Raw genomic sequence first — 25,349 nt, 5'->3', positions numbered from 1 at the left:
AGCGGTGTGGGGCAAGCCTGTCATTCTGCGATCCGTGCGCCGGTGGTGGCGTCAAACAGATGCACGACGGACAGCGGCACGCGGATTTGCAGCGGGCTGCCGATTTCGATGCGGAAATCCTTGGGCGCGCGGACGGAGACCAGCGCCGCGCCGATGCGGACGGAAACCAGCGTGGCGTCGCCCAACAGTTCCATCGCGTAGACCGGGGCCGAGATGTTGCCGCCTTCGGTCACGACGGTGGCATCCTCGGCGCGGAAGCCGAGGGTGGCGGGGCCGTTGCCGGCAACGCCCGAGACCTGCATCCCCTCGGCGGTGAAGGCACCGTTGGCCAACTGGCCCGCAATCAGGTTCATCGCCGGAGAGCCGATGAAGCTGGCGACGAAGGTGTTGGCGGGGCGGTCGTAGATTTCGGTGGGGGTGCCGACTTGCTGCACCTCGCCCTTGTTCATCACCACGACGCGATCGGCCAGCGTCATCGCCTCAATCTGGTCATGGGTGACGTAGATCGTGGTGGTTTTCAGCGTGTGGTGCAGGTTCTTGATTTGCGCGCGGGTGGAGACCCGCAGTTTGGCGTCAAGGTTGGACAAGGGTTCGTCCATCAGGAAAGCGTTGGGTTCGCGCACAATCGCGCGGGCAAGGGCGACGCGCTGGCGCTGGCCGCCCGACAGGGCGGCGGGGCGGCGGTCGAGCAGGGGGCCGAGTTCGACCATTTCTGCCGCGCGCATCACGCGGGCATCGTGTTCGGCTTTCGGCACGTTGCGCACCCGCAGCGGGAAGCGGATGTTTTCATACACTGTCAGGTTCGGATAAAGCCCGTAGCTTTGGAACACCATCGAGATGTCGCGGTCTTTCGGCTCCATCCCGTTGACCATGCGGTCGCCGATCCAGATTTCACCGCTGGAGGGTTCTTCCAGACCTGCGATCATCCGCATCGTCGTGGTCTTGCCGCAGCCCGAAGGCCCGAGCAGCACCAGAAACTCGGCATCCGCGATTTCGAGGTTGAAGTTGTCGACGCCGACGTACGAGCCCCAGCGTTTGCAGACGTTCACAAGGCGAATTTGCGCCATGACTTACCCTTTCACAGCGCCGGCGGTGAGGCCGGAGACGATTTGACGTTGGAAAAACAGCACCAGCACGAACAACGGCACGGTGGCAGAGACCACGGCGGCCACGGCAAACATCACGTTGCCTTCGTTCTGGATCGACCCGAGGAAACTTGCGATCTTCGGGATCATGGTTTGGTTGTCTTGACTGAGCAGCATCGAGGTGACGGCAAAGTCGTTGTAGGCCAACAGGAAGCTGAACAGCCCGGTTGTCACCACCCCCGGCCACATCACCGGCATGATCACCATGCGGAAGGCCTGAAACCGGGTGCAGCCATCTACCAGCGCGCTTTCGTCAAGATCCTTGGGGATCGACAGGAAAAAGCTGTGCAGCATCCACAGGGTGAAGGGCTGGTTGATTGCGACCAGCACGATGATCGTGGTGGGCAGCACGCCCCAGATGTTCAGCTGGAAGAACGGCAGCAGGTAGCCCGAGACCAGCGTGATATGCGGCATGGCACGGAACACCAATGCCGCGATCAGCACCCAGAACGCATAGCGCTGACCAGAACGCGCAAGGGCATAGCCGCCCAAGGTGCCGACAAACAGCGAGATGCAGGTGACGAACACTGTCACGATCAGCGTGTTGATCACGGGTTTCCAGAATTCGTTCTTGATCCACGCGCCTTCATACCCGGCAAGCGTGAAGCTGCCGCCGGTCTGGGCCTGAGTGCGGGTGCCTTCGATGGCGAACCACCAGCTTTCGCGCGAGAAGAAGTCAGCCTCGACCTTGAAGCTGCCCCAAACCGTCCAGGCGAAGGGGAACAGAGCGGCGATCAGCCAGATCACCAGAAATCCGGTCGTCAGACCGCGTAGGGCCAGCGGGCGGCGATCCACCATGTTATACCACCTTCCGGTTAAAATCGCGCCATGTGCGCAGCAGGACCGGGGCCAACAGGATCAGCACGCCGATAATCGTCATCACCGATGTCGCCCCGGCAGAACCGAACTGCGCCGAATCCTGACTGACGAGATCGTTGTAAACCAGCCACGACAGCGAGGTTGCATTGGCTTCGGCCGAGAAGCCTACGATGGGTTCGAACACCCGGAAATTGTCCATCAACTGCACCAGTGCAACGAATGTCGCGAGCGGCATCAGATGCGGGATGATCACAAAGCGCACGGCTTGCCAGCGGGTTGCGCCATCCATCTTGGCGCTTTCCAGCGTATCTTGCGGTACGGTTTGCAGGCCCGCGTAGAACACCACGAAAGAAAACGGACCGTTGGTCCACACGCCATAGGTCAGCAGCACGGCCCATGTCAGCGCAGGCGAGGCGCGCAGCGAAAGGGTGGGGTCGCCGGTCAGGTGCTGCAAGCCCGCGCCCAAGATACCTGCGGGGTTGAACATCCACGACAGGATCAGCGAGCCAACCAAGGGCGTGATGATCATGGGCAGCAGCGAGACAAAGATCGTCGGGCCGCGCAGCAGTTTCGGGATCGTGTTCACTGCCAGCGCCACCGCAAAACCCAAGGCCATCGCCAGCGGCGTGACGAAAAAGCAATAGGCCAAGGTGAAGGCCAAGGCGCGGTAGAACGGCAGGTTCATCAGGCGTGCGCCGATGTCGCCCAAGCCGTTGTTATTGCTGAAGATCGCGCCAACTTCGGCCACCGCCAGATGGTTGCGGTTCAGATAGTTGGAAAAGCCCGCGAATTTGCCCATCGGGGCCTCTTCGCGCAGTTTGGCCATCGCAGCCGTATCGACTTTGGTTTCGGTTTCGCAGCCAAAGGGGCCGCAGTTTTCAACCGTTGTCAGAATGGCATCATGTTGGACAAAGAACGACTGCACCACCACCGAGAAGATCGGCAAGGTGATGAACAACACCATCGCCAGCAGTGAAGGAAACATGAAGGCGAAAAACGTGCGATGCGGCATGGCGGGCTCCGAACAAAAGGAACAGGCTGCAAGGCGGGGGAGACCACCTTGCAGCCAAGGGCGAAAGCTTACTTCAGAAAGCCGCCTTCTTTCGCCGCAGTGTCATAGGCCGATTTCACATCCGCCAGTGCCTGATCTGCGTCTTCCTTGCCAGCGATGAAATCAGCCAGTTCGGTTTGCAGCGCGGTGTGCAGCAGGCCCATGTAGGGCTGCATCGGGTAGGGCTTGGCCCCGCCCTTGGCATTGCCGATCACGCCGACGGCAGTCGGGCCGGGCTCGTATCCTGCGACCAGCCAGGTTGCCACACCGGGATGCGCCGCAACGGTTTCCGGGCTGATGCCTTTGACCATGGCCTGGAACGACACCGCTGCATCTTCATCCGAGATGTTGGCGGCGATGGTGAAGCCATCCCACCACAAAGCTGCTGCCGGAATGGTGCCGCCGTTGATGGTCGGTGCGGCGGCAAACGCGGTGCCGGAGGCGACTTCGGCGCTGGCGGTTGCCGGGTCAATCGCAGCCGCAGCCAGCGAGCCCCACTGGTTCATCATCGCGACCTTGCCCGCATCCCAGACCTTGTTCAGTTCGGTTGCGTCATAGGTCAGATAATCGGGGTTCATGAAGGTGGTCATCGCCCGCATGGTTTCCAGCACTTTGCGGCCGTTGTCGTTATCAATCGCCAGTTCTGCCGAACCATCGGCGAAGAAGCTGGCGCCGGTGCCGAGATACATGTTCACAAACTCGGCAGCCAGATCCCAGCCGGGTTTGTCCGCGGCGGCCAGCGGGTATTCCATCAGGCCCTTGTCTTTGATCACCTGCGCTGCGGCCAGCATTTCTTCATAGCTGGTCGGCACGGCGACACCGGCCTTTTCCAGAATGTCCTTGCGGTAGAACAGGTGCTGACCGTTGCCCATGAAAGCAATCGCCATCACCTTGCCGTCGATCTTGATCAACTGGTTCGGTTGCAGGCTGGCGCCGTATTTGGCGACAAGATCATCCAGCGGGCGGATCAGGCCGTCGTTCATCAGGGGCACGATCGAGTTGTTGGCGACCACGGCGACGGTGTATTCCGCAGGCTTGGCCGACAGGGCGGGAACCTGGATGTTCTTATGCTCGGCCGTGGCGTTTGCGGTGACGGTCAGCGTTGCGGTGGCACAGCTTGCAGCCACGTCGTTGACGATGCGCAGGGCCTCGAAGTCATTCGACAGGATGCGGACCGAACCTGCATCGGTGATGCCGCAGTCTGCCCAAGCCGCGCCACCTGCCAGCAAGGCTGCTACACTTACAGCGCCAGCCATCAGCGCCTTGGTCATTCTCAATTTCATATCGCACCCCTCTGTTGGCGATTTCATCTCTGCGACTGGTCAAGCCAGCCCGGAACCCATCTGCGCGGGAAGCTAAACATTTCTTGCATACGATTGCAAACATATTATCGCGACTCGGAAAAAATGCCATGTGCGGCGAAAATGCAAACGGCCCGCCAAGCTGGCGGGCCGTCTGAGTCTTTGAGGCTTGCGCGCTTAGACCGCCAGCATGGCCGCCTTGCGGTCGGCCATCTGTGCCAGTTTCACCTGCACCAGTGCCGAAGCTTCGTCATAGACGCGCCATTCATCGACAATCTTGCCGTTTTTGTAATGGAAATGCGTGATCCCCATCATTTGCACCCGCTTGCCGGTCGGCGCGCCGAGGTGGTTCAAGATGCCGTAACCCAAGTGATGCCCTTCCATGATCCAGCGCACCGCAACCTTTTCGCCGCCTTCTTCGCAAGGCGTGGTGCAGATGTGCTGGGGCGTAAAGGCCGCGTCGGGCAGCGAGCCGATCAGGCCAAGGGTTTGATGGATGATCGAGGCGACGCCATAGAGTTCTGCCATCAGCGGGCCGTGATATTGCGCGGTGGGGGCGTAGAGTTCGGCAATCTGGCCCAGCATCTTGCGGTTATACACATCGTGCAGCCAGCGCAGGGTGTGGCGTTCCAGATCATTCGAGGCGATGGACAGATCGGCTTCGGCTTCGGGCGGATATTGCCCGATCATGTGGCGATTTTCGCCAATATCCAATGAAACCATGCCCTTATCAAAGGCGGCGCTGGCGATCCGCTCGGCATAGGCCTGCACGTCCAGCCCCAGTTGTTGCAGGATGGCGGTGGTGTCGGCGACAACCCATTCGCGGTAGATCTTGTTTTCATAGATCATGCAGTCGGCGATGGTGCGCGAGGTGAACATGCGGCCCGTCGGATAGCCAAGGTGGCCGTTCTGGGTGTGCCGCCCCGTGCCTGTGACCAGATGCGAGGTATAAAACCCTGCATTTTCATCACCTTTCCAGATCACCTGCGTGGCCATGCCACGGCGTTCGGGGAAGGAAACCAGCCGCTGAATGGTGTCACGCACCACTTCTTCGCGGGTGTAAAGCGTGCCGGTGGTGCCGTAGAGAACGCAGTTGTGGGTGTAGTGGGTGTAGATCAGACCGATGTCACGCTCGTCCCAGATCTTGTGGGTGCAGCGCACGATGTAATCCACGATATCGGTGTAGATCGGATCAAACCCCCGCATCGCCTGCGTGCGCTTGCCATTGGCGGGTGCCAGATCGGGGTAATCGTGCCGCTCGACCTGCAACACCTTCTCGGACCGTGCGGCCGCGACTTCGGTTTTCGACGCCGCGCTGTCAATCTTGTCTGCCATACCCATTTTCGCCTTTTGCGCTGTTTCGCCCGCGCGTTCCCATGCGCCGCCGGGTGAGTTTACCTGATGGGCGCTAAAATGAACCTCAAAGCATACGTATGCAATAGAAAACTGATCTGACCTTGGAATTGATCTTGCGAGGGGCGCATTGCGGTTGGGCTGGGGCGTGGAACGGGCAAGCTGTCGTCGCCTTGGGGAAACCAAATATGATATATTTACATATTCGAATATAACTATATATAGGCGGGGCAAGGAAAGCCACCCGCATGAAGATCATCCCAACTTTCGCCCTGCTTATCGCAGTATGCGCCCAAGCGGCATATGCCGAGACTATGGCGCTTTCTTTAACCCCTGTAACGGATTGGAAGGCAGTCTATGGCCGCATCGAGGCGCGGGATCGCTTGCCAGCGCGGGCACGAATCGGCGGCACTTTGACCGAGTTGCAGGTTGCCGAGGGCGATCTGGTGGTGGCCGGGCAAAGCATGGCGATGATTATTGACGAAAAGCTGGCGTTTCAGCTTGCCGCACTGGAATCGCAAAAGGTGGCGTTGGCCGCCCAGCTTGCCAACGCGCTGGCCGAGGTGAAGCGTGGCGAAGATTTGCTGCGGCAGGGGGTGACGACGGCGCAAAGGCAGGATGCGTTGCGGACGCAGGCCGAGGTGCTGGCGGGGCAATTGGCGGCCTTGGATGCCGAAATGAACGTCACCCGGCAGAATCAGGCCGAAGGTCAGGTGCTGGCCCCGGCAGCAGGCCGCGTGCTGGAGGTGCCTGTGGCCAAGGGCGGCGTGGTGATGCCCGGCGAAACGGTTGCGACGCTGGCGGTTGGCGGCAGCTTTCTGCGGCTGTCGGTGCCAGAGCGGTTGGCGACCGCGCTGCATGAAGGTGATGTGATCGAAATTGAAAACGGCGATCTGGCCGCAGAGGGCCGTCTGGCCCGCATCTATCCGCTGATCGAGAATGGCCGGGTGGTGGCGGATGTTGCCGTCAAAGACCTGTCTGATCGATTTTTCGACGCCCGCGTGTTGGTACGCTTGGCGGTGGGTAGCCATCAGGCGCTGATGGTGCCGCGCAGCGCCATCTTAACGCGCGGCGGGCTTGATTTTGTGATGTTGGACGGTGCCGGTGGCCCAGTCATGCGCAGCGTGGTGCCGGGTGTCGAGGTCTTGGTGAATGGTGTCGCGCAGGTTGAAATCCTGTCGGGCTTGCAGGCCGGCGATCGGATTGTGACTGATGCCACCGCACAGGCCCAGCCATGACAGCGCCGATAAAAGCTGCACTTGGTATCGCGGGCCGGCTGACCCAAGCCTTCATCGCCTCTTCCCTGACACCGCTGTTCATCCTTGCGGCGCTGGCGGCAGGGCTGGTGGCGCTTGGGGCGTTGCCGCGCGAGGAAGAACCGCAAATCTCGGTGCCGATGGTGGATATCCACATCGCCGCGCCGGGATTGCGCGCCGAGGATGCGGTGAAGCTGGTGACAGAACCGCTTGAGGTGATCGTCAAGGGCATCGCGGGCGTCGAGCATGTCTATTCGCAGACGCAAGACGATGGCGCCTTGGTGATGGTGCGGTTTGCGGTTGGCACCCGGTCAGAAGATGCGGTGTTGCGGGTGCATGACAAGGTGCGGGCCAATCTGGACCGGATTCCAGTTGGCATCCCCGAGCCGTTGATCGTCGGGCGTGGCATTGATGATGTGGCGATTCTGGCGGTGACGCTTTCGGGCAAGCCGGGAGCCGATGTGGGGGCAAACGATCTGACCCGTATCGCGCGGGCCTTGCAGGCCGAGGTTGCCAAGACCGAGAATGTCGGCCTGACCTATCTGGTGGGCGAGGGGCAGGAAGCCATCCGCATCGCGCCCGACCCGGATCGGTTGGCGCTGTATGGGGTGACGCTGCAACAACTGGCGCAGAAGGTGGCGCAGGCCAATCGCACGCTGACGGCGGGTAAGCTGCGCGATGGCGGCGAACAGGTGGATCTGGTTGCGGGGCAGACGTTGGTTGCCCCGGCTGAGGTGGCGAACCTGCTTGTCACCACGCGCGACGGGCGGCCGGTTTATGTCTCGGATCTGGCCGATGTGGCGTATGTGCCCGATACCGGCGATGCGATTGTCGCCAACCTGACCCGCGGCGATCATGGCATCGCGCGCAGCCCGGCGGTGACATTGGCGATTGCCAAACGCGCCGGGGCGAATGCGGTGGTGGTGGCGGAAGCGGCGCTGGCGCGAGTGATGGCGCAGCAGGGGCGCATCATCCCCGATGAGGTCGCGGTGACTGTGACGCGCGATTATGGCGAGACCGCCAACGAAAAGGCCAATGAACTGCTGTTCCATCTGGGCCTTGCCACGGTTTCGATCATCGCTTTGGTGTTGCTGGCGATTGGCTGGCGTGAAGGCATCGTGGTGGCGATTGTCATTCCGGTGACGATCCTGCTGACGCTGTTTGCAAGCTGGATCATGGGATACACGCTGAACCGCGTCAGCCTGTTTGCGCTGATCTTTTCGATTGGCATTCTGGTGGATGATGCCATCGTGGTGATCGAGAATATCGCGCGGCATTGGGGCATGGCGGATACCCGGCCCCGCGCGCAGGCGGCTGTCGATGCGGTGGCCGAGGTTGGCAATCCGACGATTGTGGCGACGCTGACGGTGGTGGCCGCACTGGTGCCGATGCTGTTTGTCAGCGGCTTGATGGGCCCCTACATGTCGCCCATTCCCGCCAATGCCTCGGCGGCGATGATCCTGTCGTTCTTTGTCGCCGTGATCATCACGCCTTGGCTGATGGTCAAGATCGCGGGCAGGGCGCAGGTCAGCCACACAGCGCATGTTGGCATCATGGAGCGCACCTATGTGGCGCTGGCGCGGCCCGTGCTGGCCAGCAAACGGCGGTCGGCGTTGTTCCTGCTGATCTCGGCCGCTTTGTCTTTTGGGTCGCTTGGCTTGCTTTACACGCAGGATGTCACCGTCAAGCTTTTGCCGTTTGACAACAAATCCGAGCTTTCGGTGATGATCGACCTGCCGGAAGGCGCTGCGACCGAGGCGACGGATCGGGTGGCACAGCAGATCGGCGAGGCGGTGCTGGCTTTGCCGGAAGTCACCTCGGTGCAGACCCATGCTGCCACCGCGTCGCCTGCCAATTTCAACGGCCTTGTGCGCCACACCTATTTGCGCGCCAGCCCGCAGATGGGCGAGGTTGCGGTCAACCTGCTGCCAAAGGGCGCGCGCGACCGCACCAGCCATCAGATCGCGCTGGACATTCGGGCGCGGATTGCCGCGCTGGCCCTGCCTGCGGGCACTTCGGTCAAGGTGGTGGAACCGCCGCCGGGGCCGCCGGTGATGGCGACCTTGCTGGCCGAGATTTATGGCCCCGATGCGGCCACGCGGCGGGCGACGGCGTTGCAGGTCGAGACCGCCTTTCGCGCGGTGCCGTTCATCGTCGATGTGGACAACAGCTATGGCACGCAGGCGCGGCGGTTGCGGGCAACGATTTCGACCGATGATCTGGAATATTTCGGCGTGCAGGAACAGGATGTGTTCGACACCATCGCGGCACTGAACGGTGGGCAGGTGGTGGGCTATTCGCATCGCGGCGAGGGCCGCTATCCGCTGCCGCTGATCATTCAGCGCGCCAAATCCGACCGCGTGATGGACGAGCGTTTTCTGACCACGCCGATCCCGGCCAACACCCTGCCCGGCGCGCGTGAGGTGGTGGAGTTGGGCGATGTGGTGAAGGTGCAGACCGAGGCTGCATCCTTCCCAATCTTTCGCCACAACGGGCGTGCCGCCGAAATGGTCACGGCGGAACTGGCGGGCGATTTTGAGGCACCGCTTTACGGTATGCTCGCCGTGGGTCGCGCGCTTGCGGCAATCCCCGGCGCGCCCGAGATCGCGCTGCATGGCCAACCCGATGACGAAAGCCGCCCGGTGCTGCTGTGGGATGGCGAATGGGAGGTCACTTGGGTGACGTTCCGCGACATGGGGGCTGCCTTTGGCGTGGCGTTGCTGGGCATCTACATTCTGGTGGTGGCGCAATTCGGATCGTTCCGCCTGCCTCTGGTCATTCTGACGCCAATTCCGCTGACCTTCTTGGGCATCATGGTTGGTCACTGGCTGTTCCACGCGCCGTTTTCGGCAACCTCGATGATCGGGTTTATCGCGCTGGCTGGGATCATTGTGCGCAACTCGATCCTGCTGGTGGATTTCATCCGGGGCGAGGGCGCGGTGAGTGTTGAAAGCCTGATCCATGCCGGGACCATCCGCTTCAAGCCGATTTTTCTGACCGCCGTGGCTGCGATGATCGGTGCGGCGGTGATCCTTGCCGACCCGATCTTTCAGGGGCTGGCGATCTCGCTGCTGTTCGGGCTGCTGACCTCCACCCTGCTGACGGTTCTGGTCATCCCCGCGATTTATCGGGTGTTCAAAACCTGACCATTTATCAAGGGAGGATGAAAAATGGCACATGTCGTTGTTTTGGGTGCGGGCTTGGGTGGGGCCTTGATGGCCTACGAGTTACGCGATCAATTGCGCGCGGAAGATAGCGTGACGGTCGTTACCAAGGATGCGCATTATCACTTTGTCCCGTCTAATCCGTGGGTGGCGGTTGGGTGGCGGGGGCGGGACGAAATCACTGTTGATCTGGCCACGGTGATGGCGAAGAAGAACATCGCCTTCATCCCGGTGGCCGCCGAGCGGCTGCATCCCGACGAAAAGCGCATCGCCCTGATCAACGGTGAAAGCATCAGCTATGATTATCTGGTGATCGCAACCGGGCCCGAACTGGCCTTTGACGAGATTGAGGGCTTTGGCCCCGACGGCTTTACCCAATCCATCTGTCACGTTGATCACGCCGAAAAGGCTGCCAAAGTTGTTGAAGCGTTGATCAAGACTCCCGGCCCGGTGATTATCGGTGCCGTGCAGGGGGCAAGCTGTTTCGGGCCGGCCTATGAATATCTGTTCATCCTTGAAACTGCCCTGCGCCGCGCCAAAGTGCGGGATCGTGTGCCGATGACCTTTGTCACCTCTGAACCCTATATCGGGCATCTAGGGCTTGATGGCGTGGGCGACACCAAGGGGCTGCTCGAGTCCGAGATGCGCGCCAAGCACATCAAGTGGTTGACGTCGACGCGGGTGAAAAAGGTCGAAGATGGGCAAATGCTGGTCGAGGAAGTTGGAGAGGATGGTGTGGCAAAGCCCGAACGCCAGCTTCCCTTTGCGTTTTCGATGTTGCTGCCAGCGTTTCGCGGCATCAAGCCAGTGGCGGGCATCGAGGGCCTGAGCAATCCGCGCGGCTTTACCTTGGTGGACAAGCATCAGCAGAACGCGAGATACCCCGAGATTTTCGCAGTCGGGGTTTGTGTGGCCATTCCTCCGCTGGCCGCAACGCCGGTGCCTGTCGGGGTGCCGAAAACCGGGTTCATGATTGAGTCGATGGTGACGGCAACCGCGCATAACATCGGCAACCTCGTGCGTGGCCGCGTGCCCGATCAGGTGGGGACGTGGAACGCCGTCTGCCTTGCCGATTTCGGTGACGGCGGCGTGGCGTTCGTGGCCCAGCCGCAGATTCCGCCGCGCAACGTCAACTGGTCGTCCAGTGGCAAATGGGTCCACATGGCCAAGATTGGGTTTGAGAAATACTTCATCCGCAAGCTGCGCAAAGGGGTTTCCGAGCCGTTCTATGAAACGCTGGCGCTGAAAGCCCTGGGTATCGACAAGCTGAAAGAAACCAAAAACGGCTGACCTTTGCCGGGGGGCTCTCGCCCTTCCGGCATTGCTGAAAGGAGAAAACCATGACGATTGATCGCGCGGTGTTGGTGTTTGCGGGGCTGATGGTGCTGCTGTCGGTGGCGCTGACCTATTGGGTGTCGCAGGGCTTCTTGCTGCTGACGGTGTTTATCGGGGTCAACTTGATCCAGTCTGCCATCACCGGATTTTGCCCTGCCGCCACGGTGTTTCGCGCTTTGGGGATAAAGCCAGGCTGCGCGTTCAAGTAAAGCGCAGACTGGCGTTCCAGCACCTTTTAGGTCGGGCGTCACACGGTCATTGTGGCCGCGACGGCGCGGGTCCAGCGGGCGTATTTGGCATCGCGGGTGCTGGCGCTCATTTGCGGCAGGAATTGGCGTTGCAGCGCCCATGATTTCTGGAATTCGGCAGGGGTCGGGCAAATTCCGGCTTTCAGTCCCGCCAGATAGGCAGCGCCCAAGGCGGTGGTTTCGGTGATCACCGGGCGGTCTACGGCTGCGCCGAGGATATCGGACAGAAACTGCATCGCCCAATCCGAGGCGGTCATGCCGCCATCCACCCGCAGGATGCCCTCGGCGGCGACGCCCCAATCGGCGCGCATGGCTTCGAGCAGGTCGCGGGTCTGGTAGCCGACGCTTTCCAGCGCGGCGCGGGCCAGTTCGGCGGGGCCAGAGTTGCGGTTCAGCCCGTACACGGCACCCCGGCAATCGGGCCGCCAATAGGGTGCGCCAAGGCCGGTGAAGGCGGGCACCAGCACCACGTCTTGCGCGGGGTCGGCGGCTTCGGCGAGGGGTTGGGTTTCGCGGGCGTCGCGGATGATTTTCAACCCGTCGCGCAGCCATTGCACCACAGCACCCGCGATGAAGATCGAGCCTTCCAGCGCGTAGGTGGGCTTGCCGTCCAACTGATAGGCGATGGTGGTCAGCAGGCGGTTCTTTGACGGCACCATTTTATCGCCGGTGTTCAGCAGGGCAAAACAGCCGGTGCCGTAGGTGGATTTCATCATGCCGGGTTGAAAGCAGGCCTGCCCCACCGTGGCGGCTTGCTGATCGCCTGCGACGCCAAGGATCGGGATTTCGTGGCCGAACAGATCGGCGCGGGTCAGGCCGAAATCGGCAGAACTGTCGCGGACGTCGGGCAGCAGTTGCATCGGGATGTCGAGGAGGGCGCAGATGTCGGCGTCCCAGCGGCCCTCGGCGATGTTATAGAGCAGGGTGCGGGCGGCGTTGGTGGCGTCAGTGGCGTGGGTGCGCCCGCCAGTGAGGTTCCAGATCAGGTAGCTGTCGACGGTGCCAAAGGCGAGTTCTCCGGCACGCGCGCGGGCGCGGGCGTTGGGGATCGTGTCCAGCAGCCACTTCAGTTTCGTGCCGGAGAAGTAGGGGTCGAGCAGCAGGCCGGTGCGGGCGGTGATCATCGCCTCGTGGCCTGCGTCTTTCAGGGCGGTGCAGGTGTCGGCGGTGCGGCGGTCTTGCCAGACGATGGCGTTGTGCAGGGGGTGGCCGGTGGCGCGGTCCCACAGCAGGGTGGTTTCGCGTTGGTTGGTGATGCCGATGGCCGCGATGTCGCGGGCAGGCAGGCCTGATTTCTCGATGGCGGCGCGGGTGGTGGCGGCGACTGTGGCCCAGAGATCGGCGGGGTCATGTTCGACCCAGCCGGGTTGGGGGTAGTGCTGGGGAAATTCTTGTTGGGCGGAGGAGACCACTTTCAGGCCCGCATCAAACAGGATCGCGCGGGACGAGGTGGTGCCTTGGTCGATGGCAAGGATGTGGGTCATGTGGCCTCCGGGGTGGTGCGGTCCCAGCGCGGGACATTTTTTTGTTGTGGTATGTCAGGGGGTTGGGGTGGTGGTTTTAGCGGATTTTTAACGGTTGAGCGATTTTAGGAAGTGCAGGGTAGAGCAGTCGGGCAGTTGGGGGAACAGTGTTTCCTGCGGCCTGAACCGATAGAAAACTCTGCGGGGCAGAGTTTTCCGGTTCATTGCTCATAAGGCTGGAAGCCGTTGAGCAAGGGGCGTTGTGCCGCAACCCGTCGGGTTGGAAATCGGGGCGCGCCTGACTGGGCGGGCGCGGAAACGCGCCTGCCGAGGGCAGGCAGGCGCGGCCCGATTTGTCTGCGGCCAAATCGGGCAAGAAGCCCGGCCCGCCCGCGTGGAAGCCACCAACGAAAAAGGGGCGAGGCTTGCACCCCGCCACCAGTTGTCAGCCTGTCAGATCACTTCTGCCACGACTTGATCAGCTCGTCATAGGCAATCGTCTCGCCCTGCGGCTTTTCGTTTTCCAGTTTTGCCACCGGCGAGCCGGGTTCATCCAGCCAGACCTGCGGGTCTTTTTCTTCGTTCAGCTTCGGACCGATGTCGCCCTGAACGCCAGCTTTCTCAAGCCGACCCAGCACTTTTTCCTGCTCGGCGCAGAGGGCATCCAGCGCTTCCTGCGGGGTTTTCTCACCCGACATGGCGTCGCCGATGTTCTGCCACCACAGCTGCGCCATTTTCGGATAATCCGGGATGTTGGTGCCGGTGGGCGACCATGCAACCCGTGCGGGCGAGCGGTAGAACTCGATCAGACCACCAAGTTTCGGGGCGCGATCGGTGAAGTGCTGGCTGTCGATGGTCGATTGACGCGCAAAGGTCAGGCCGACATCCGACTTTTTCATATCGACGGTTTTCGAGGTGACGAACTGGGCATAGAGCCAAGCTGCCTGAGCGTGATCCAGCGGCGTCGATTTCATCAACGTCCACGAGCCCACGTCCTGATAGCCAACCTTGGTGCCTTCCGACCAGTAAGCGCCGTGCGGCGAAGGCGCCATCCGCCATTTCGGCGTGCCGTCTTCGTTCATCACCGGCAGACCGGGTTTCACCATGTCGGCGGTGAAGGCAGTATACCAGAACATTTGCTGGGCGATCTGACCTTGGGCCGGAACCGGGCCTGCTTCGCCGAACACCATGCCTGCGGCTTCTGGCGGCGAGTATTTCTTCAGCCAGTCAATCGCTTTGGTCACAGCATAAACAGCGGCTGCGTCGTTGGTCGCACCACCACGGGCCACGCAAGAGCCGACGGGACGCGAGTTTTCGTCAACGCGCACGCCCCATTCGTCAACCGGCAGACCGTTCGGCTCGCCCTTGTCGCCCATACCGGCCATCGACATCCACGCATCGGTGTAGCGCCAGCCAAGCGACGGGTCTTTCTTGCCGTAGTCCATGTTGCCATAGACCTTGTCCGGCCCGCCTGCATAGGTCATGTCGCGGCCGGTGAAGAACTCAGCGATGTCTTCATAGGCCGACCAGTTGATCGGAACGCCCAGATCATAGCCGTATTTGGCTTTGAAATCGTCTTTGGTTTTCTGATCGTTGAACCAGTCGTAGCGGAACCAGTAGAGGTTGGCGAACTGCTGGTCGGGCAGTTGATAAAGCTGGCCATCGGGGGCTGTGGTGAATTTGGTGCCGATGAAGTCGGCCAGATCGAGACCGGGGTTGGTCACGTCTTTGCCTTCGCCTGCCATGAATTCGGTCAGGCTGCGGGCTTGTTTATAGCGCCAGTGGGTGCCGATCAGATCCGAGTCGTTGATATAAGCGTCATAGATGTTTTCGCCCGACTGCATTTGGGTTTGCAGCTTTTCAACCACGTCACCTTCGCCTATCAGGTCGTGAGTGACTTTGATGCCGGTCAGCGCGGTGAAGGCCGGGGCCAGCACTTTGGATTCGTATTCGTGGGTGGTCAGGGTTTCCGAGGCAACCTTGATCTCCATCCCGGCGAAAGGCTTGGCGGCGTTTTCGAACCATTGCAGTTCGGCTTCCTGATCGGCGCGCGAAAGCACCGACATATCGCCGATTTCCTTATCAAGGAATGCCTTTCCGGCTTCCATGTCGGCAAGGGCCGGCATGCCATAGGCCATCAGCGCAAGCGCCATGGCGGTGGATGTTGTGCGCAGTCTCATTCGATTCCTCCCAGAATGTTGAGCGTCGTTGTTTGCCCGGCAGTCGCCCGCCGGGGTGGTTCGGCTGCCGTCAGACCCAGCGGAATACCGCAAAGGCATAGACGAGGCAGAGGATCAGCGCCCAAGTCAGCGGTGCGCCGAAGAAGAACAGCCAGGCCAGATTGATGAAGGCCGAGCCGAGTAGGGTGATGAACAGCCGGTCGCCGCGCGTGGTTTCGATGGTGAGGATGCCGCGGCGGGGTGTTTCGGGATAGCGGATCGCCAGCAGGGTGAAGGTGATCAGCAGGGCTGCGATGATGTAGAAGAACAGGGCAACCGGGAAGGTCCAAGCCATCCAGCCGCCGGGGATCATCGGGTCAAACCATTGAAAGCCTTCGTCATTGCGCGGTGTGGCCCAGATCAGGAAAGCAAGCACGGCTGCCATGGCGGCGGCGGTGGTGGCGAAGATGGTGTTCCAGCGTGAGGTGGTCATATCAAACCCTCCCGAGGGCGAAGCCCTTGGCGATGTAGTTGCGCACGAAGTAGATGACCAAGGCTCCGGGGATGATGGTGAGCACGCCTGCAGCGGCGAGGACGCCCCAATCCATGCCGGATGCGGACACGGTGCGGGTCATGGTGGCGGCGATGGATTTGGCATCGACGGCGGTCAGGGTGCGGGACAAAAGCAACTCGACCCATGAGAACATGAAGCAGAAGAACGCAGCCACCCCGATGCCAGATGCCACCAGCGGCATGAAGATGCGGATGAAGAAGCGCGGGAAGGAATAGCCGTCGATATACGCCGTCTCGTCGATTTCCTTTGGCACGCCGCGCATGAAGCCTTCCAAGATCCACACCGCGAGGGGGACGTTGAACAAGCAATGCGCGAGCGCCACGGCGATGTGGGTGTCGAACAGGCCGATGGAGGAGTAAAGCTGGAAGAACGGCAGCGCGAACACGGCGGGGGGCGACATGCGGTTGGTCAGCAGCCAGAAAAACAGGTGTTTGTCGCCCATGAAGCTGTAGCGGCTGAACGCATAGGCGGCGGGCAGGGCCACGGTGATCGAGATCACGGTGTTCATCACCACGTAGATCATCGAATTGACATAGCCCATATACCACGACGGATCGGTCAGGATGGTAATGTAGTTGGCGAAGGTCAGGGTCTGCGGGAACACCGAGAAGGTCGAGGTGATCTCGGTATTCGTCTTGAGGCTCATGTTGACCAGCCAATAGATCGGGATCAGCAGGAACAGCAGATACAGGGTCATGGTGATCAGCGAGGCGCGGTTTTTCATCACTTGGTCTCCTGCGCGTCAAGCGTGGTCATCACGGTGTAGAACACCCAGCTCACCAGCAGGATCACGAGGAAATACATGATCGAGAAGGCGGCGGCGGGGCCAAGGTCGAACTGGCCGACGGCCATTTTCACAAGGTCGATCGACAGGAAGGTGGTGGAGTTGCCGGGGCCGCCGCCGGTCAGCACGAAAGGCTCGGTGTAGATCATGAAGCTGTCCATGAACCGGAGCAGCACGGCGATCAGCAGCACGCCGGACATTTTCGGCAACTCAATATATCGGAACACAGACCAACGGCTGGCTTGGTCGATCTTGGCGGCTTGGTAGTAGGCTTGCGGGATGGATTGCAGGCCAGCGTAGCAAAGCAGGGCGACGAGAGAGGTCCAGTGCCACACGTCCATCACGATGATGGTGATCCAAGCGTCGAGCGCGTCGTTGGTGTAGTTGTAGTCGATGCCAATGGCAGCAAGGCTGTGGCCCAGCAGGCCAATGTCGATGCGGCAGAAGATTTGCCAGATGGTGCCGACCACGTTGAACGGAATCAGCAGGGGCAGCGCCATGAGGACAAGGCAGAAGCTGGCCCAGAAGCCTTTCTTGGGCATGTTGAGGGCGACGAAAATGCCAAGCGGCACCTCGATGGCGAGGATGATGGCCGAGAACAGCACCTGACGGCCAAGGGCGGCGTGCATCCTGTCGGAGGCGATCATTTCTTCGAACCAGCCGAGGCCGTTCCAGAAGAAATCATTGGAACCAAAGGTGTCGTTGACCGAATAGTTCACCACGGTCATCAGGGGGATCACGGCGGAAAATGCCACGAGGATCAGCACCGGCAGGATCAGGAACCACGCCTTGTTGTTCTGGGTCTTGTCCATCAGACGGCCCCTCCTTGCACGCGCCAGTCATCGGCATAGACGTTGATCCGTTCGGGTGCGAAGCGGACGCGCGTGTGATCGGCCCCAATCGCAGCACCTTCGGGGGCGATGACGTTGAAGGCATTGCCGCCAACCTCGCCGCGGATGATGCGGTGACGGCCCACGTCCTCGATGCGGCGGATGGTGATGGGCAGGCCTTCGGTCGCGGACAACTCGCAATATTCTGGGCGGATGCCGATTTGGGTGCGGCCGCTGATGGGGGCGTAAGCGGCGCCCAAGGGCACCTGCGCGCCAAGCACTTGCGCGGTGTTGCCGGTGACGGTGGCATCGAGTAGGTTCATCCCCGGCGAGCCGATGAAATAGCCGACGAAAGTATGCGCGGGTGCCTCGAACAACTCCTCGGGCGTGCCCATTTGCACGACGCGGCCATCATACATCACCACAACCTTGTCGGCGAAGGTCAGCGCCTCGGTCTGGTCATGCGTCACATAGATCATGGTGTGGCCGAAATCGCGGTGAAGCTGTTTCAGCTGCGTGCGCAATTCCCACTTCATATGCGGGTCGATCACGGTCAGGGGTTCGTCAAACAGGATGGCGTTGACATCTTCGCGCACCATGCCACGGCCAAGGCTGATCTTTTGCTTGGCGTCGGCGGTCAGACCGCGCGCTTTGCGATCCAGCGTCGCCTCCATCCCGATGGTTTGCGCAATGGCTTGAACGCGGGCCTTGATATAAGCGGGGTCCATGCCGCGATTGCGCAGCGGGAAGGCGAGGTTTTCGCGCACGGTCATGGTGTCGTAGACCACGGGAAACTGGAACACTTGCGCGATGTTACGCTCGGCGGTGGCGGCGTCGGTCACGTCGCGGTCGCCAAACAGCACGCGGCCTTGGCTGGGGCGCAAGAGCCCTGAGATGATGTTGAGAAGCGTGGTCTTGCCACAACCGGACGAGCCGAGCAGGGCATAAGCGCCGCCATCCTGCCAGACGTGATCCATCTGTTTCAGCGCGTAATCGGCATCGCTGGAAGGCGTGGCGCTGTAGCTGTGGGCGAGGTTTTTCAGGGTAATTTGCGCCATTATGCAGCCACCGCGTAAGAGGCGGATTGCGCCAAGCGCCCGTCGCCATCAAAGACATAGATATGGGCGGGGTCGAGCCAGAGGCTGACGGGATCGCCCGCGTTCAGGGATTGCACGCCATGCACCAAGGCGACCCAACGGTCAGCCCCGTGTTGCAGATGCAGGAAGCTTTCCGATCCGGTGATTTCCGAAGCAATCGTGGTGCAGGGCAGTTCAATCGCATCGGCGCTGGGCTTGTGCAGTTGCAGATGGTTGGGCCGGAAGCCTGCGGTGTAGCTGCCATCGGGCAGATGCGCGAAGGCGGGGGCGTTCAGGCTCAGGGCTGTGCCGCGCTTGGTGAAGGGCAGGAAGTTCATCGGCGGATCGCTGAACACCCGCGCCGTGGTGGCATCGACCGGGTTGCGATAGACCTGCGGCGTCGGGCCGAATTGGGTGACGCGGCCTTGCCAAAGGGTTGCGGTATTGCCGCCCAGCAGCAGGGCCTCTTCCGGCTCGGTCGTGGCATAGACGAAGATCGCGCCGGATTCCTCGAAGATGCGCGGGATTTCGGCGCGCAATTCCTCGCGCAGTTTGTAGTCGAGGTTGGCCAGCGGTTCATCCAGCAGCACAAGGCCTGCGTCTTTCACCAAGGCACGGGCGAGGGCGCAGCGTTGCTGTTGGCCGCCTGACAGTTCCAGCGGTTTGCGTTGCAGCATCGGTGTCAGTTTCAGCATCTCGGCCACCTGCCGCACGGCGCGGTCGATCTCGGCCGAGGATTTGCCGATCAGGCGCAGGGGGCTGGCGATGTTGTCGTAAACGCTCATGCCCGGATAGTTGATGAATTGCTGGTAGACCATCGCCACCTTGCGGTCTTGCACGCGCATTCCGGTGACATCGCGGCCCTGCCACAGGATGCGGCCGGTGGTGGGTTGATCAAGGCCAGCCATCAGGCGCATCAGGCTGGTTTTGCCCGACAGGGTCGGCCCCAAAAGCACGTTCATCGTGCCTTTTTCCAGCGTCAGGCTGGTGGGCTGGATATAAGTCTGCCCCTTCACCACACGCGAGACGGATTGCAGTTCAATCGACATGCCGTTCCCTTATTCCGCCGCAGGGCTGATGGCCCGCGGGGTTACTGTAGCAGCCATGAAGGCCGAAAGTTGAGTGATTTGCGCAGCGCTCATGCGCAGGCCGAGTTTGGTGCGACGCCAGAGGATGTCATTGGCCTCGCGGGCGAATTCGTGGGTGATCAGCCAGCGCACTTCGGCCTCGGTCAGTGTCGCGCCAAAGTCTTGGCCCAGATCGGCTGCGGTGCGGGCGTGGCCGAGCAGGGTTGCGGCCTCGGACCCGTAGGCGCGGATCAGGCGGGCGGCCCAGTAGGGGGTGAGGAAGGGATAGTTCCGATGGAGGCTGGCCGTCAGCTTTGCCACATCGGTATGCGGGAAATCGCCGCCGGGCAGGGGGGCGCGGGCGGTCCATGCCGGTTTGGCATGGGGGAAGAACGGGGCGAGTTTGGCCAGCGCGCTTTCAGCAAGGCGGCGGTGGGTGGTGATCTTGCCGCCGAACACATTCAGCAAAGGCGCGCCGTTTTGGTCCAGCGACAGCACATAATCGCGGGTGGCGGCGGTGGCCGAGGTGGCGCCGTCATTATAAAGCGGGCGGACGCCGGAATAGGTCCAGACCACATCATCGCGGGTGACGGGTTTGGCGAAATACTGGCTGGCGAAATTCAGCAGGTAATCGCGCTCTTCATCGGTGCAGATGGCTTGGCCGGGGGCGGATTGGTGATCTTTGTCGGTGGTGCCGATCAGGGTGAAGTCTTGCTCATAGGGAATCGCGAAGATGATGCGGCCATCGGTGCCCTGAAAGAAATAGCAGCGGTCGTGATCATACAGCTTGCGGGTCACGATATGGCTGCCGCGCACCAGCCGCACGCCTTCGGACGAGTTGATGCGGGCGACGTTGCGGATCACATCCTCGACCCAAGGCCCGCCTGCATTGACGAGGGCGCGGGCGGTGTGGGTGGTTTGGCCGTCAGCGTTTTGGGTAGTGATCTGCCACAGATCGCCGATGCGCGTGGCCGAGACAACGCGGGTGCGGGTGTGGATGGCTGCGCCGCGCTGGGCCGCATCGCGGGCGTTCAGCGAGACCAGCTTGGCATCCTCGATCCAGCAATCCGAGTATTCATAGGCATGGGCAAAACGCGGTTGCAGGGGCTTGCCCGCCGCATCGGTTTTCAGATCAAGCGTGCGGGTGGCGGGCAGGATTTTGCGGCCCCCCAAAGTGTCATACATGAACAGGCCCAGACGGATCAGCCATGCCGGGCGGCGGCCCTTCATCCACGGCATCAGGCGGGCCATCAGCTTGCCGGTGGGGGTTTCGCCCTCAAACCGCATGTCGGGGTGGTAGGGCAGCACGAAGCGCATCGGCCATGAGATATGCGGCATGGCGACCAGCAGGGTTTCGCGTTCTTCGAGTGCCTCGCGCACCAGACGGAACTCGAAATACTCGAGATACCGCAAGCCGCCGTGGAACAGCTTGGTGCTGGCCGAGGAGGTTGCCTGTGCCAGATCGGCCTGTTCGCACAGCGTCACCGACAAGCCGCGACCGACCGCGTCCCGTGCGATGCCGCAGCCGTTGATGCCGCCGCCGATGATGAAAAGATCGACCGTTTCGGGCCGGGCATTCTGGGTCACGCTAAGTCTCCTCCCTAGCGAGATCAAACCTGCGTGATGTGCAGCCTTCGGTCAACCCGTTATTTTCGCTTTTTTGCGAAATGGGATAAAGCGAACATTTTGCGCGTCATGGTGGCGCTAACTGGTTTGCTTCTGCTGGATAAATCTGAAATTCGCACAAATTCGCGCTGCATTGCGGCGTGATCTATGCGCGCGGTGCGGCATGTTTTCTGGCTTGATCGCGGGCGGCACATCGCTGAAACATGCCGCTTATCGCAGCGTCACCCCGGCGAAAGGACAGCGCCTTGGCCTTGAGTTTTCGGCAGACCGAAATCGTCGAAATTGCCCGCGCCGATGGCCGTGTGGTGGTCGAAGATCTGGCGCAGCGCTTTGATGTGACCTTGCAAACCATCCGCCGCGATCTGACCGAGCTTGCCGATTCCGGCCTGCTGGACCGGGTGCATGGCGGGGCGGTGTTGCGCACCGGGGTCAGCAATCTGGGCTATGACGAGCGGCGCACGATGAACGAGGCCGCGAAGGCGGCGATTGCGCGGGCTTGTGCGGCGGCAATCCCCGACAACTGCTCGATCATCATCAATCTTGGCACCACGACCGAAGCGGTGGCGCGCGCGCTTTTGCACCACAGCAACATCACCGTGATCACCAACAACATGAATGTGGCCAACATCCTGGTGGCCAATCCGGGCTGCGAGATCATGGTGGCGGGCGGGGCGTTTCGCAGGTCGGATGGCGGGTTGGTGGGCGAGTTGACCACGCAGTTCTTTGAGCAGTTCAAGGTCGATTACGCTATCATCGGCGCCTCGGCTTTGGATGCAGATGGCGATTTGTTGGATTTCGATCTGGCGGAAGTGCGGGTGTCAAAGGCGATCATCCGGCAGGCGCGGCGGGTGTTTCTGGTGTGCGATCACTCGAAACTGGGGCGCTCGGCCCCGGCGCGGTTGGCGTCGTTGGGCGAGATCACCGAGATGTTTACCGACAAGCCGCTGCCCGACGATCTGGCACAGCGGTGCAGCGATTGGGGCGTGAAGATCAACCTTGGTTGAAGGGCGATGCCTGTCAAAGGGCCTGCGCCTTGCCCCTGCATCTGCCCGCCTGACGCGACGGAAATCTCAGCTTCAGGGCTAGGATGTTGCGTGGTTTAGCGGTAGCAATGGACAATCTCTGAGGGAATTGCCATTGCCAGCCGATATACCTTTGGTTGCAGTTCTTGCGAACCTTTTGGACTGTTCTAAGCGTGGCTCGGCGTTGCCGATGGCGGCTGCGCTGGATCAGTTGTGCGATGTCGTCGGGCTGGACGGGATTGCGATCTATCGGCGGGCCGAGGCTGGGCGGGTGCATCTGTGCCACCATGCGGCGCGGCTGGATGGGGTGCGGCCTGCGGTGGTGGGACGGGCGGTGTCGCGGTTGGTGCAGGCCTGTTGGATGGGCGATGCCGTCGCACCGGGTGCAGTGCAGGTTTCAGACATTGCGGCGGGTGACTTTGCCGGTGGCCAAGAGCCGGGTGCGGTGGTGCTGCCGATGTTGGAAGGCGGGCGGTGCGTGGGCGCTGTGGGCTATTGGCTGGCCCAAACGGCGGCGCCGGTGGATATGCGCCCCTTGACCGATCTGTTGCACGGGCTTTTGGCGCAGGCTGCGTCGGTGCCGCAAGAGGCGCAGATGCAAGCGCTGGCGGCTGCCGCAGAAGCCGCGCATATCCGGCTGAACAACGCCATTCAGGCGCTGCCCGATGCAGTGGTGATCTTTGACGCCGAACACCGCCTGCTTGCGGTGAATGCGGCCTATCAGCAGATGTTTCCCGAGATTGCGGAATATGCCATGCCCGGCATGCCCCTGGCCGAGTTATTGCGGGCGGGGCTGCGCAAGCAGACGTTTTTCGCTGCCGCCAGCGAAGCGCAGCAAGAGGCCTGGCTGCAGGCGCGGTTGACGCAGTATCGCGAGCCATACTCGGAGGATGAAGTGCGTCTGCCGGATGGCCGCTGGATGCGCCGCGTCAGCACCCGCACCGCCGATGGCGGTCTGATTGCGATGGGCTTTGATATCACCGCGCGGCGCAATCATCTTGCGGCGCTGGATGCGGCCAACTGCGATCTGAAGAACGTGCTGGCCGACCGCGACCGGGCCGAGCAGCATCTGAGCGGGATCATCGAAGGCGCTGCGGTTGGTATCTGGGATCTGGACGTCATCAGTCGCAAGATTGGCGTCGGCGGGCGTTGGGGCGAGATCATCGGGCTGGAGACGGCCAAGCTGAGCAATCTGGCCGAGGATGATTTTCTGGCCTTGCTGCATCCTGACGACCGCGCGGCCATCTTGTCGGACCGCAGCTATACGCATGTCTTGCCGGGGGCGCTGGCCAGTGTTGAATTCCGTATGCGCCATGCCCAAGGCCATTGGGTGTGGATTCTGTCGCGCTACCGGATTTCCGAACGGGCGGCAGATGGCAGCGCGTCGCGGGTGTCGGGCGTGCATCTGGACATCAGCGCGCAAAAGCAACTGGAACAAGAGGCCTTTGCCGCACGCGCGTTTCTGCAGGATGTGATGGACGCCAGCGGTTGCGCGATTGTGGTGCTGGATACGGCGTATCGGATTTCTTATGTGAATCAGGAAGCCGATGATCTGCTGCGCCAGATCTGTGAAGCCGATGCGGGCGGTGCGCCGGATATCACGAAACTGCGGCTGCAGCATCGCGATGGCACGGCACTTGCTCCGGATCAGTCGCCCTTCGCGCTGGCGTTGCGCGCTGTGCGGCCCATGCAGGATGTGCCCTATGCTTTCCTGCGCGACGATGGCACGCGTGGGGTGCTGGCGTTCAATATGGCGCTTCTGGACATGGGCGATGAGCATTTCGGGGTGGTGCGGTTCACCGATGTGACCGAGGCTCTGGCAGCGACAGAGCGCCTGCAAGAAGCCTTGATCCGCGCCGAGGAAATGAGCCGGGCGAAATCGACCTTTCTGGCGAACATGAGCCACGAGATCCGCACGCCGCTGAACGGTGTGCTGGGGATGGCCGAGGTGCTGGCCGATACGGTTGTGGAACCCATCCAACGCCAGATGATCGACACCATCCGCAAATCCGGCGAGACCTTGCTGACGGTGCTGAACGGTATCCTTGATATGTCAAAGATCGAGGCGGGCAAGATGGCGCTGGAGCTGGCCCCGTTCGTGCCGCTGGAGCTGATCCGTCAGGCGGAATCGATCTTTACCATTGCGGCGGAAGAAAAAGGCCTGGCGTTTGAGGTGCTGGCGACAGCGGGCTGTGACAAACCGCGGCTGGGCGATGCGCATCGCTTGATGCAGGTGCTGAACAATCTGCTGAACAATGCGTTCAAATTCACCGAGCGTGGCAGCGTGACGCTGAAATTCTCGTGCCGCAGCGGCAAGCCGGTGCAGATTGAGGTCTCGGATACCGGGATCGGCATGGGTGAAACCCAGCTTGCGCGGGTGTTTGAAAGCTTTGAGCAGGCCGATGGCAGCATGACGCGGCGGTTTGGTGGCACCGGGTTGGGGCTGTCGATCGTGCGGGAATTGGTTACGCTGATGGGAGGTGAGATCACGGTGGACAGCACGCCGGAGGTTGGCTCGGTTTTCCGCATCACCTTGCCGTTGGCCGAAGTTGACGCCGCCCCCGCGCCGCAAGCCAAGCCGAAATCCGATCACTTGCAGGAAGATGGCTTGGCGGGGGTGCGGCTGCTTTGTGCGGATGACAATGCCACCAATAGGCTGGTGCTGTCCGAAATGTTGGGCAGAACCGGCGCGGTGGTGACGCAGGTTGAAAACGGCCAAGAGGTGATTGCGGCCTGGCAGGCGGCGCTGGATCGCGGCACGCCTTACGATTTGCTGTTGCTGGATATCACCATGCCGGTGCTGGATGGGATGAGCGCGCTGGAGCAGATTCGCAGCATCGAATCAGCCCGCGAATTGCCTGCGGTTCTGGCCGTTGCGATCACGGCACATGCGATGCCGTCGCAGATTGCCGATTATCTGATCGGCGGATTTGACAGCCATCTGGCGAAACCGTTTCGCAGGTTGGACCTTTTGCACGTCCTGCATAGTCTTTTGCGATTGTAAGGAAACGGAATACAACCTGAGATTGTTTGCGCGTGATTGCCCCTGTCAAATAGGCCAATCGGGCCATTCGGG

General features: G+C 61.5%; 19 protein-coding genes. 6 read left to right on the top strand and 13 right to left on the bottom strand.

Annotated features, from left to right (window positions below; translation table 11 throughout):
* Nucleotides 1-20: 20 nt before the first annotated feature.
* The 5 genes from ACFOGH_RS17950 to ACFOGH_RS17930 all read right to left on the bottom strand — a co-directional run bounded on the left by ACFOGH_RS17950 (nt 21) and on the right by ACFOGH_RS17930 (nt 5,651).
* A complete protein-coding gene (locus ACFOGH_RS17950; protein WP_380074544.1) occupies nt 21-1,067 on the bottom strand; it encodes an ABC transporter ATP-binding protein in 1,047 nt (348 codons plus the stop codon).
* A gap of 3 nt (nt 1,068-1,070) precedes the next feature.
* A complete protein-coding gene (locus ACFOGH_RS17945) occupies nt 1,071-1,943 on the bottom strand; it encodes a carbohydrate ABC transporter permease (RefSeq protein WP_380074542.1) in 873 nt (290 codons plus the stop codon).
* Nucleotide 1,944: 1 nt separating this feature from the next.
* The gene (locus ACFOGH_RS17940) at nt 1,945-2,976 is read right to left on the bottom strand and encodes a carbohydrate ABC transporter permease (protein ID WP_380074541.1); all 1,032 of its coding nucleotides are present in this window, start codon (nt 2,974-2,976) and stop codon (nt 1,945-1,947) included.
* A gap of 68 nt (nt 2,977-3,044) precedes the next feature.
* Nucleotides 3,045-4,298, bottom strand: coding sequence for an ABC transporter substrate-binding protein (locus ACFOGH_RS17935; RefSeq protein ID WP_380074540.1), 1,254 nt, complete (start codon nt 4,296-4,298; stop codon nt 3,045-3,047).
* A 195-nt stretch (nt 4,299-4,493) separates the two neighbouring features.
* A complete protein-coding gene (locus tag ACFOGH_RS17930; protein WP_380074539.1) occupies nt 4,494-5,651 on the bottom strand; it encodes a nuclear transport factor 2 family protein in 1,158 nt (385 codons plus the stop codon).
* Between the two features lie 266 nt (nt 5,652-5,917).
* On the opposite strand from ACFOGH_RS17930, the gene ACFOGH_RS17925 reads away from it, so the two are divergent.
* Genes ACFOGH_RS17925 through ACFOGH_RS17910 form a run of 4 tightly spaced genes read left to right on the top strand, consistent with a single transcriptional unit; the run spans nt 5,918 to nt 11,633 of the window.
* Nucleotides 5,918-6,907, top strand: coding sequence for an efflux RND transporter periplasmic adaptor subunit (locus tag ACFOGH_RS17925; RefSeq protein WP_380074538.1), 990 nt, complete (start codon nt 5,918-5,920; stop codon nt 6,905-6,907).
* Nucleotides 6,904-10,071: an efflux RND transporter permease subunit gene (locus ACFOGH_RS17920; protein ID WP_380074537.1), complete on the top strand. Its 3,168-nt coding sequence runs from the start codon at nt 6,904-6,906 to the stop codon at nt 10,069-10,071. The genes ACFOGH_RS17925 and ACFOGH_RS17920 overlap by 4 nt, the downstream gene beginning before the upstream one ends.
* Nucleotides 10,072-10,095: 24 nt before the next feature.
* Complete coding sequence (locus ACFOGH_RS17915; protein WP_380074536.1) at nt 10,096-11,379, top strand: NAD(P)/FAD-dependent oxidoreductase; 1,284 nt, start codon at nt 10,096-10,098, stop codon at nt 11,377-11,379.
* A gap of 50 nt (nt 11,380-11,429) precedes the next feature.
* Nucleotides 11,430-11,633, top strand: coding sequence for a YgaP family membrane protein (locus ACFOGH_RS17910; protein ID WP_380074535.1), 204 nt, complete (start codon nt 11,430-11,432; stop codon nt 11,631-11,633).
* Nucleotides 11,634-11,671: 38 nt separating this feature from the next.
* Here the strand turns inward: ACFOGH_RS17910 and glpK are convergent, their stop codons facing one another.
* From glpK to glpD, 8 genes are all read right to left on the bottom strand, one after another.
* On the bottom strand, nt 11,672-13,156 hold the full coding sequence (gene glpK, locus ACFOGH_RS17905) for a glycerol kinase GlpK (protein WP_380074534.1): 1,485 nt from the start codon (nt 13,154-13,156) through the stop codon (nt 11,672-11,674).
* Nucleotides 13,157-13,593: 437 nt separating this feature from the next.
* Complete coding sequence (locus ACFOGH_RS17900) at nt 13,594-15,315, bottom strand: ABC transporter substrate-binding protein (RefSeq protein ID WP_380074533.1); 1,722 nt, start codon at nt 15,313-15,315, stop codon at nt 13,594-13,596.
* Between the two features lie 70 nt (nt 15,316-15,385).
* Complete coding sequence (locus tag ACFOGH_RS17895; RefSeq protein WP_380074532.1) at nt 15,386-15,787, bottom strand: DUF2160 domain-containing protein; 402 nt, start codon at nt 15,785-15,787, stop codon at nt 15,386-15,388.
* A gap of 1 nt (nt 15,788) precedes the next feature.
* Nucleotides 15,789-16,592 carry a carbohydrate ABC transporter permease gene (locus ACFOGH_RS17890; RefSeq protein ID WP_380074531.1) on the bottom strand — a complete coding sequence of 268 codons (804 nt, stop codon included), beginning with the start codon at nt 16,590-16,592 and terminating at the stop codon, nt 15,789-15,791.
* Nucleotides 16,592-17,464, bottom strand: coding sequence for a carbohydrate ABC transporter permease (locus ACFOGH_RS17885; protein ID WP_380074530.1), 873 nt, complete (start codon nt 17,462-17,464; stop codon nt 16,592-16,594). Before ACFOGH_RS17885 ends, ACFOGH_RS17890 begins: the two co-directional genes overlap by 1 nt.
* A complete protein-coding gene (locus tag ACFOGH_RS17880; RefSeq protein ID WP_380074529.1) occupies nt 17,464-18,540 on the bottom strand; it encodes an ABC transporter ATP-binding protein in 1,077 nt (358 codons plus the stop codon). The genes ACFOGH_RS17885 and ACFOGH_RS17880 overlap by 1 nt, the downstream gene beginning before the upstream one ends.
* Nucleotides 18,540-19,607, bottom strand: coding sequence for an ABC transporter ATP-binding protein (locus ACFOGH_RS17875; protein WP_380074528.1), 1,068 nt, complete (start codon nt 19,605-19,607; stop codon nt 18,540-18,542). Before ACFOGH_RS17875 ends, ACFOGH_RS17880 begins: the two co-directional genes overlap by 1 nt.
* 9 nt (nt 19,608-19,616) lie before the next feature.
* Nucleotides 19,617-21,212, bottom strand: a complete 1,596-nt coding sequence (gene glpD / locus ACFOGH_RS17870) for a glycerol-3-phosphate dehydrogenase (RefSeq protein ID WP_380074527.1) — start codon at nt 21,210-21,212, stop codon at nt 19,617-19,619.
* A gap of 284 nt (nt 21,213-21,496) precedes the next feature.
* Here glpD and ACFOGH_RS17865 point away from each other — a divergent pair, with 284 nt between their 5' ends.
* Together ACFOGH_RS17865 and ACFOGH_RS17860 are read left to right on the top strand one after the other, a co-directional pair.
* Entirely contained in the window at nt 21,497-22,255 is a 759-nt protein-coding gene (locus ACFOGH_RS17865) for a DeoR/GlpR family DNA-binding transcription regulator (RefSeq protein ID WP_380074526.1), read from the top strand.
* Nucleotides 22,256-22,463: 208 nt separating this feature from the next.
* Nucleotides 22,464-25,277 carry a PAS domain-containing hybrid sensor histidine kinase/response regulator gene (locus tag ACFOGH_RS17860; RefSeq protein ID WP_380074525.1) on the top strand — a complete coding sequence of 938 codons (2,814 nt, stop codon included), beginning with the start codon at nt 22,464-22,466 and terminating at the stop codon, nt 25,275-25,277.
* The last annotated feature ends 72 nt before the right edge of the window (nt 25,278-25,349 follow it).

The sequence above is a fragment of the Cypionkella sinensis genome (assembly GCF_042646385.1).
Taxonomy (GTDB): Bacteria; Pseudomonadota; Alphaproteobacteria; order Rhodobacterales; family Rhodobacteraceae; genus Cypionkella; species Cypionkella sinensis.
This window is presented reverse-complemented; position numbering and strand designations above follow the sequence as displayed.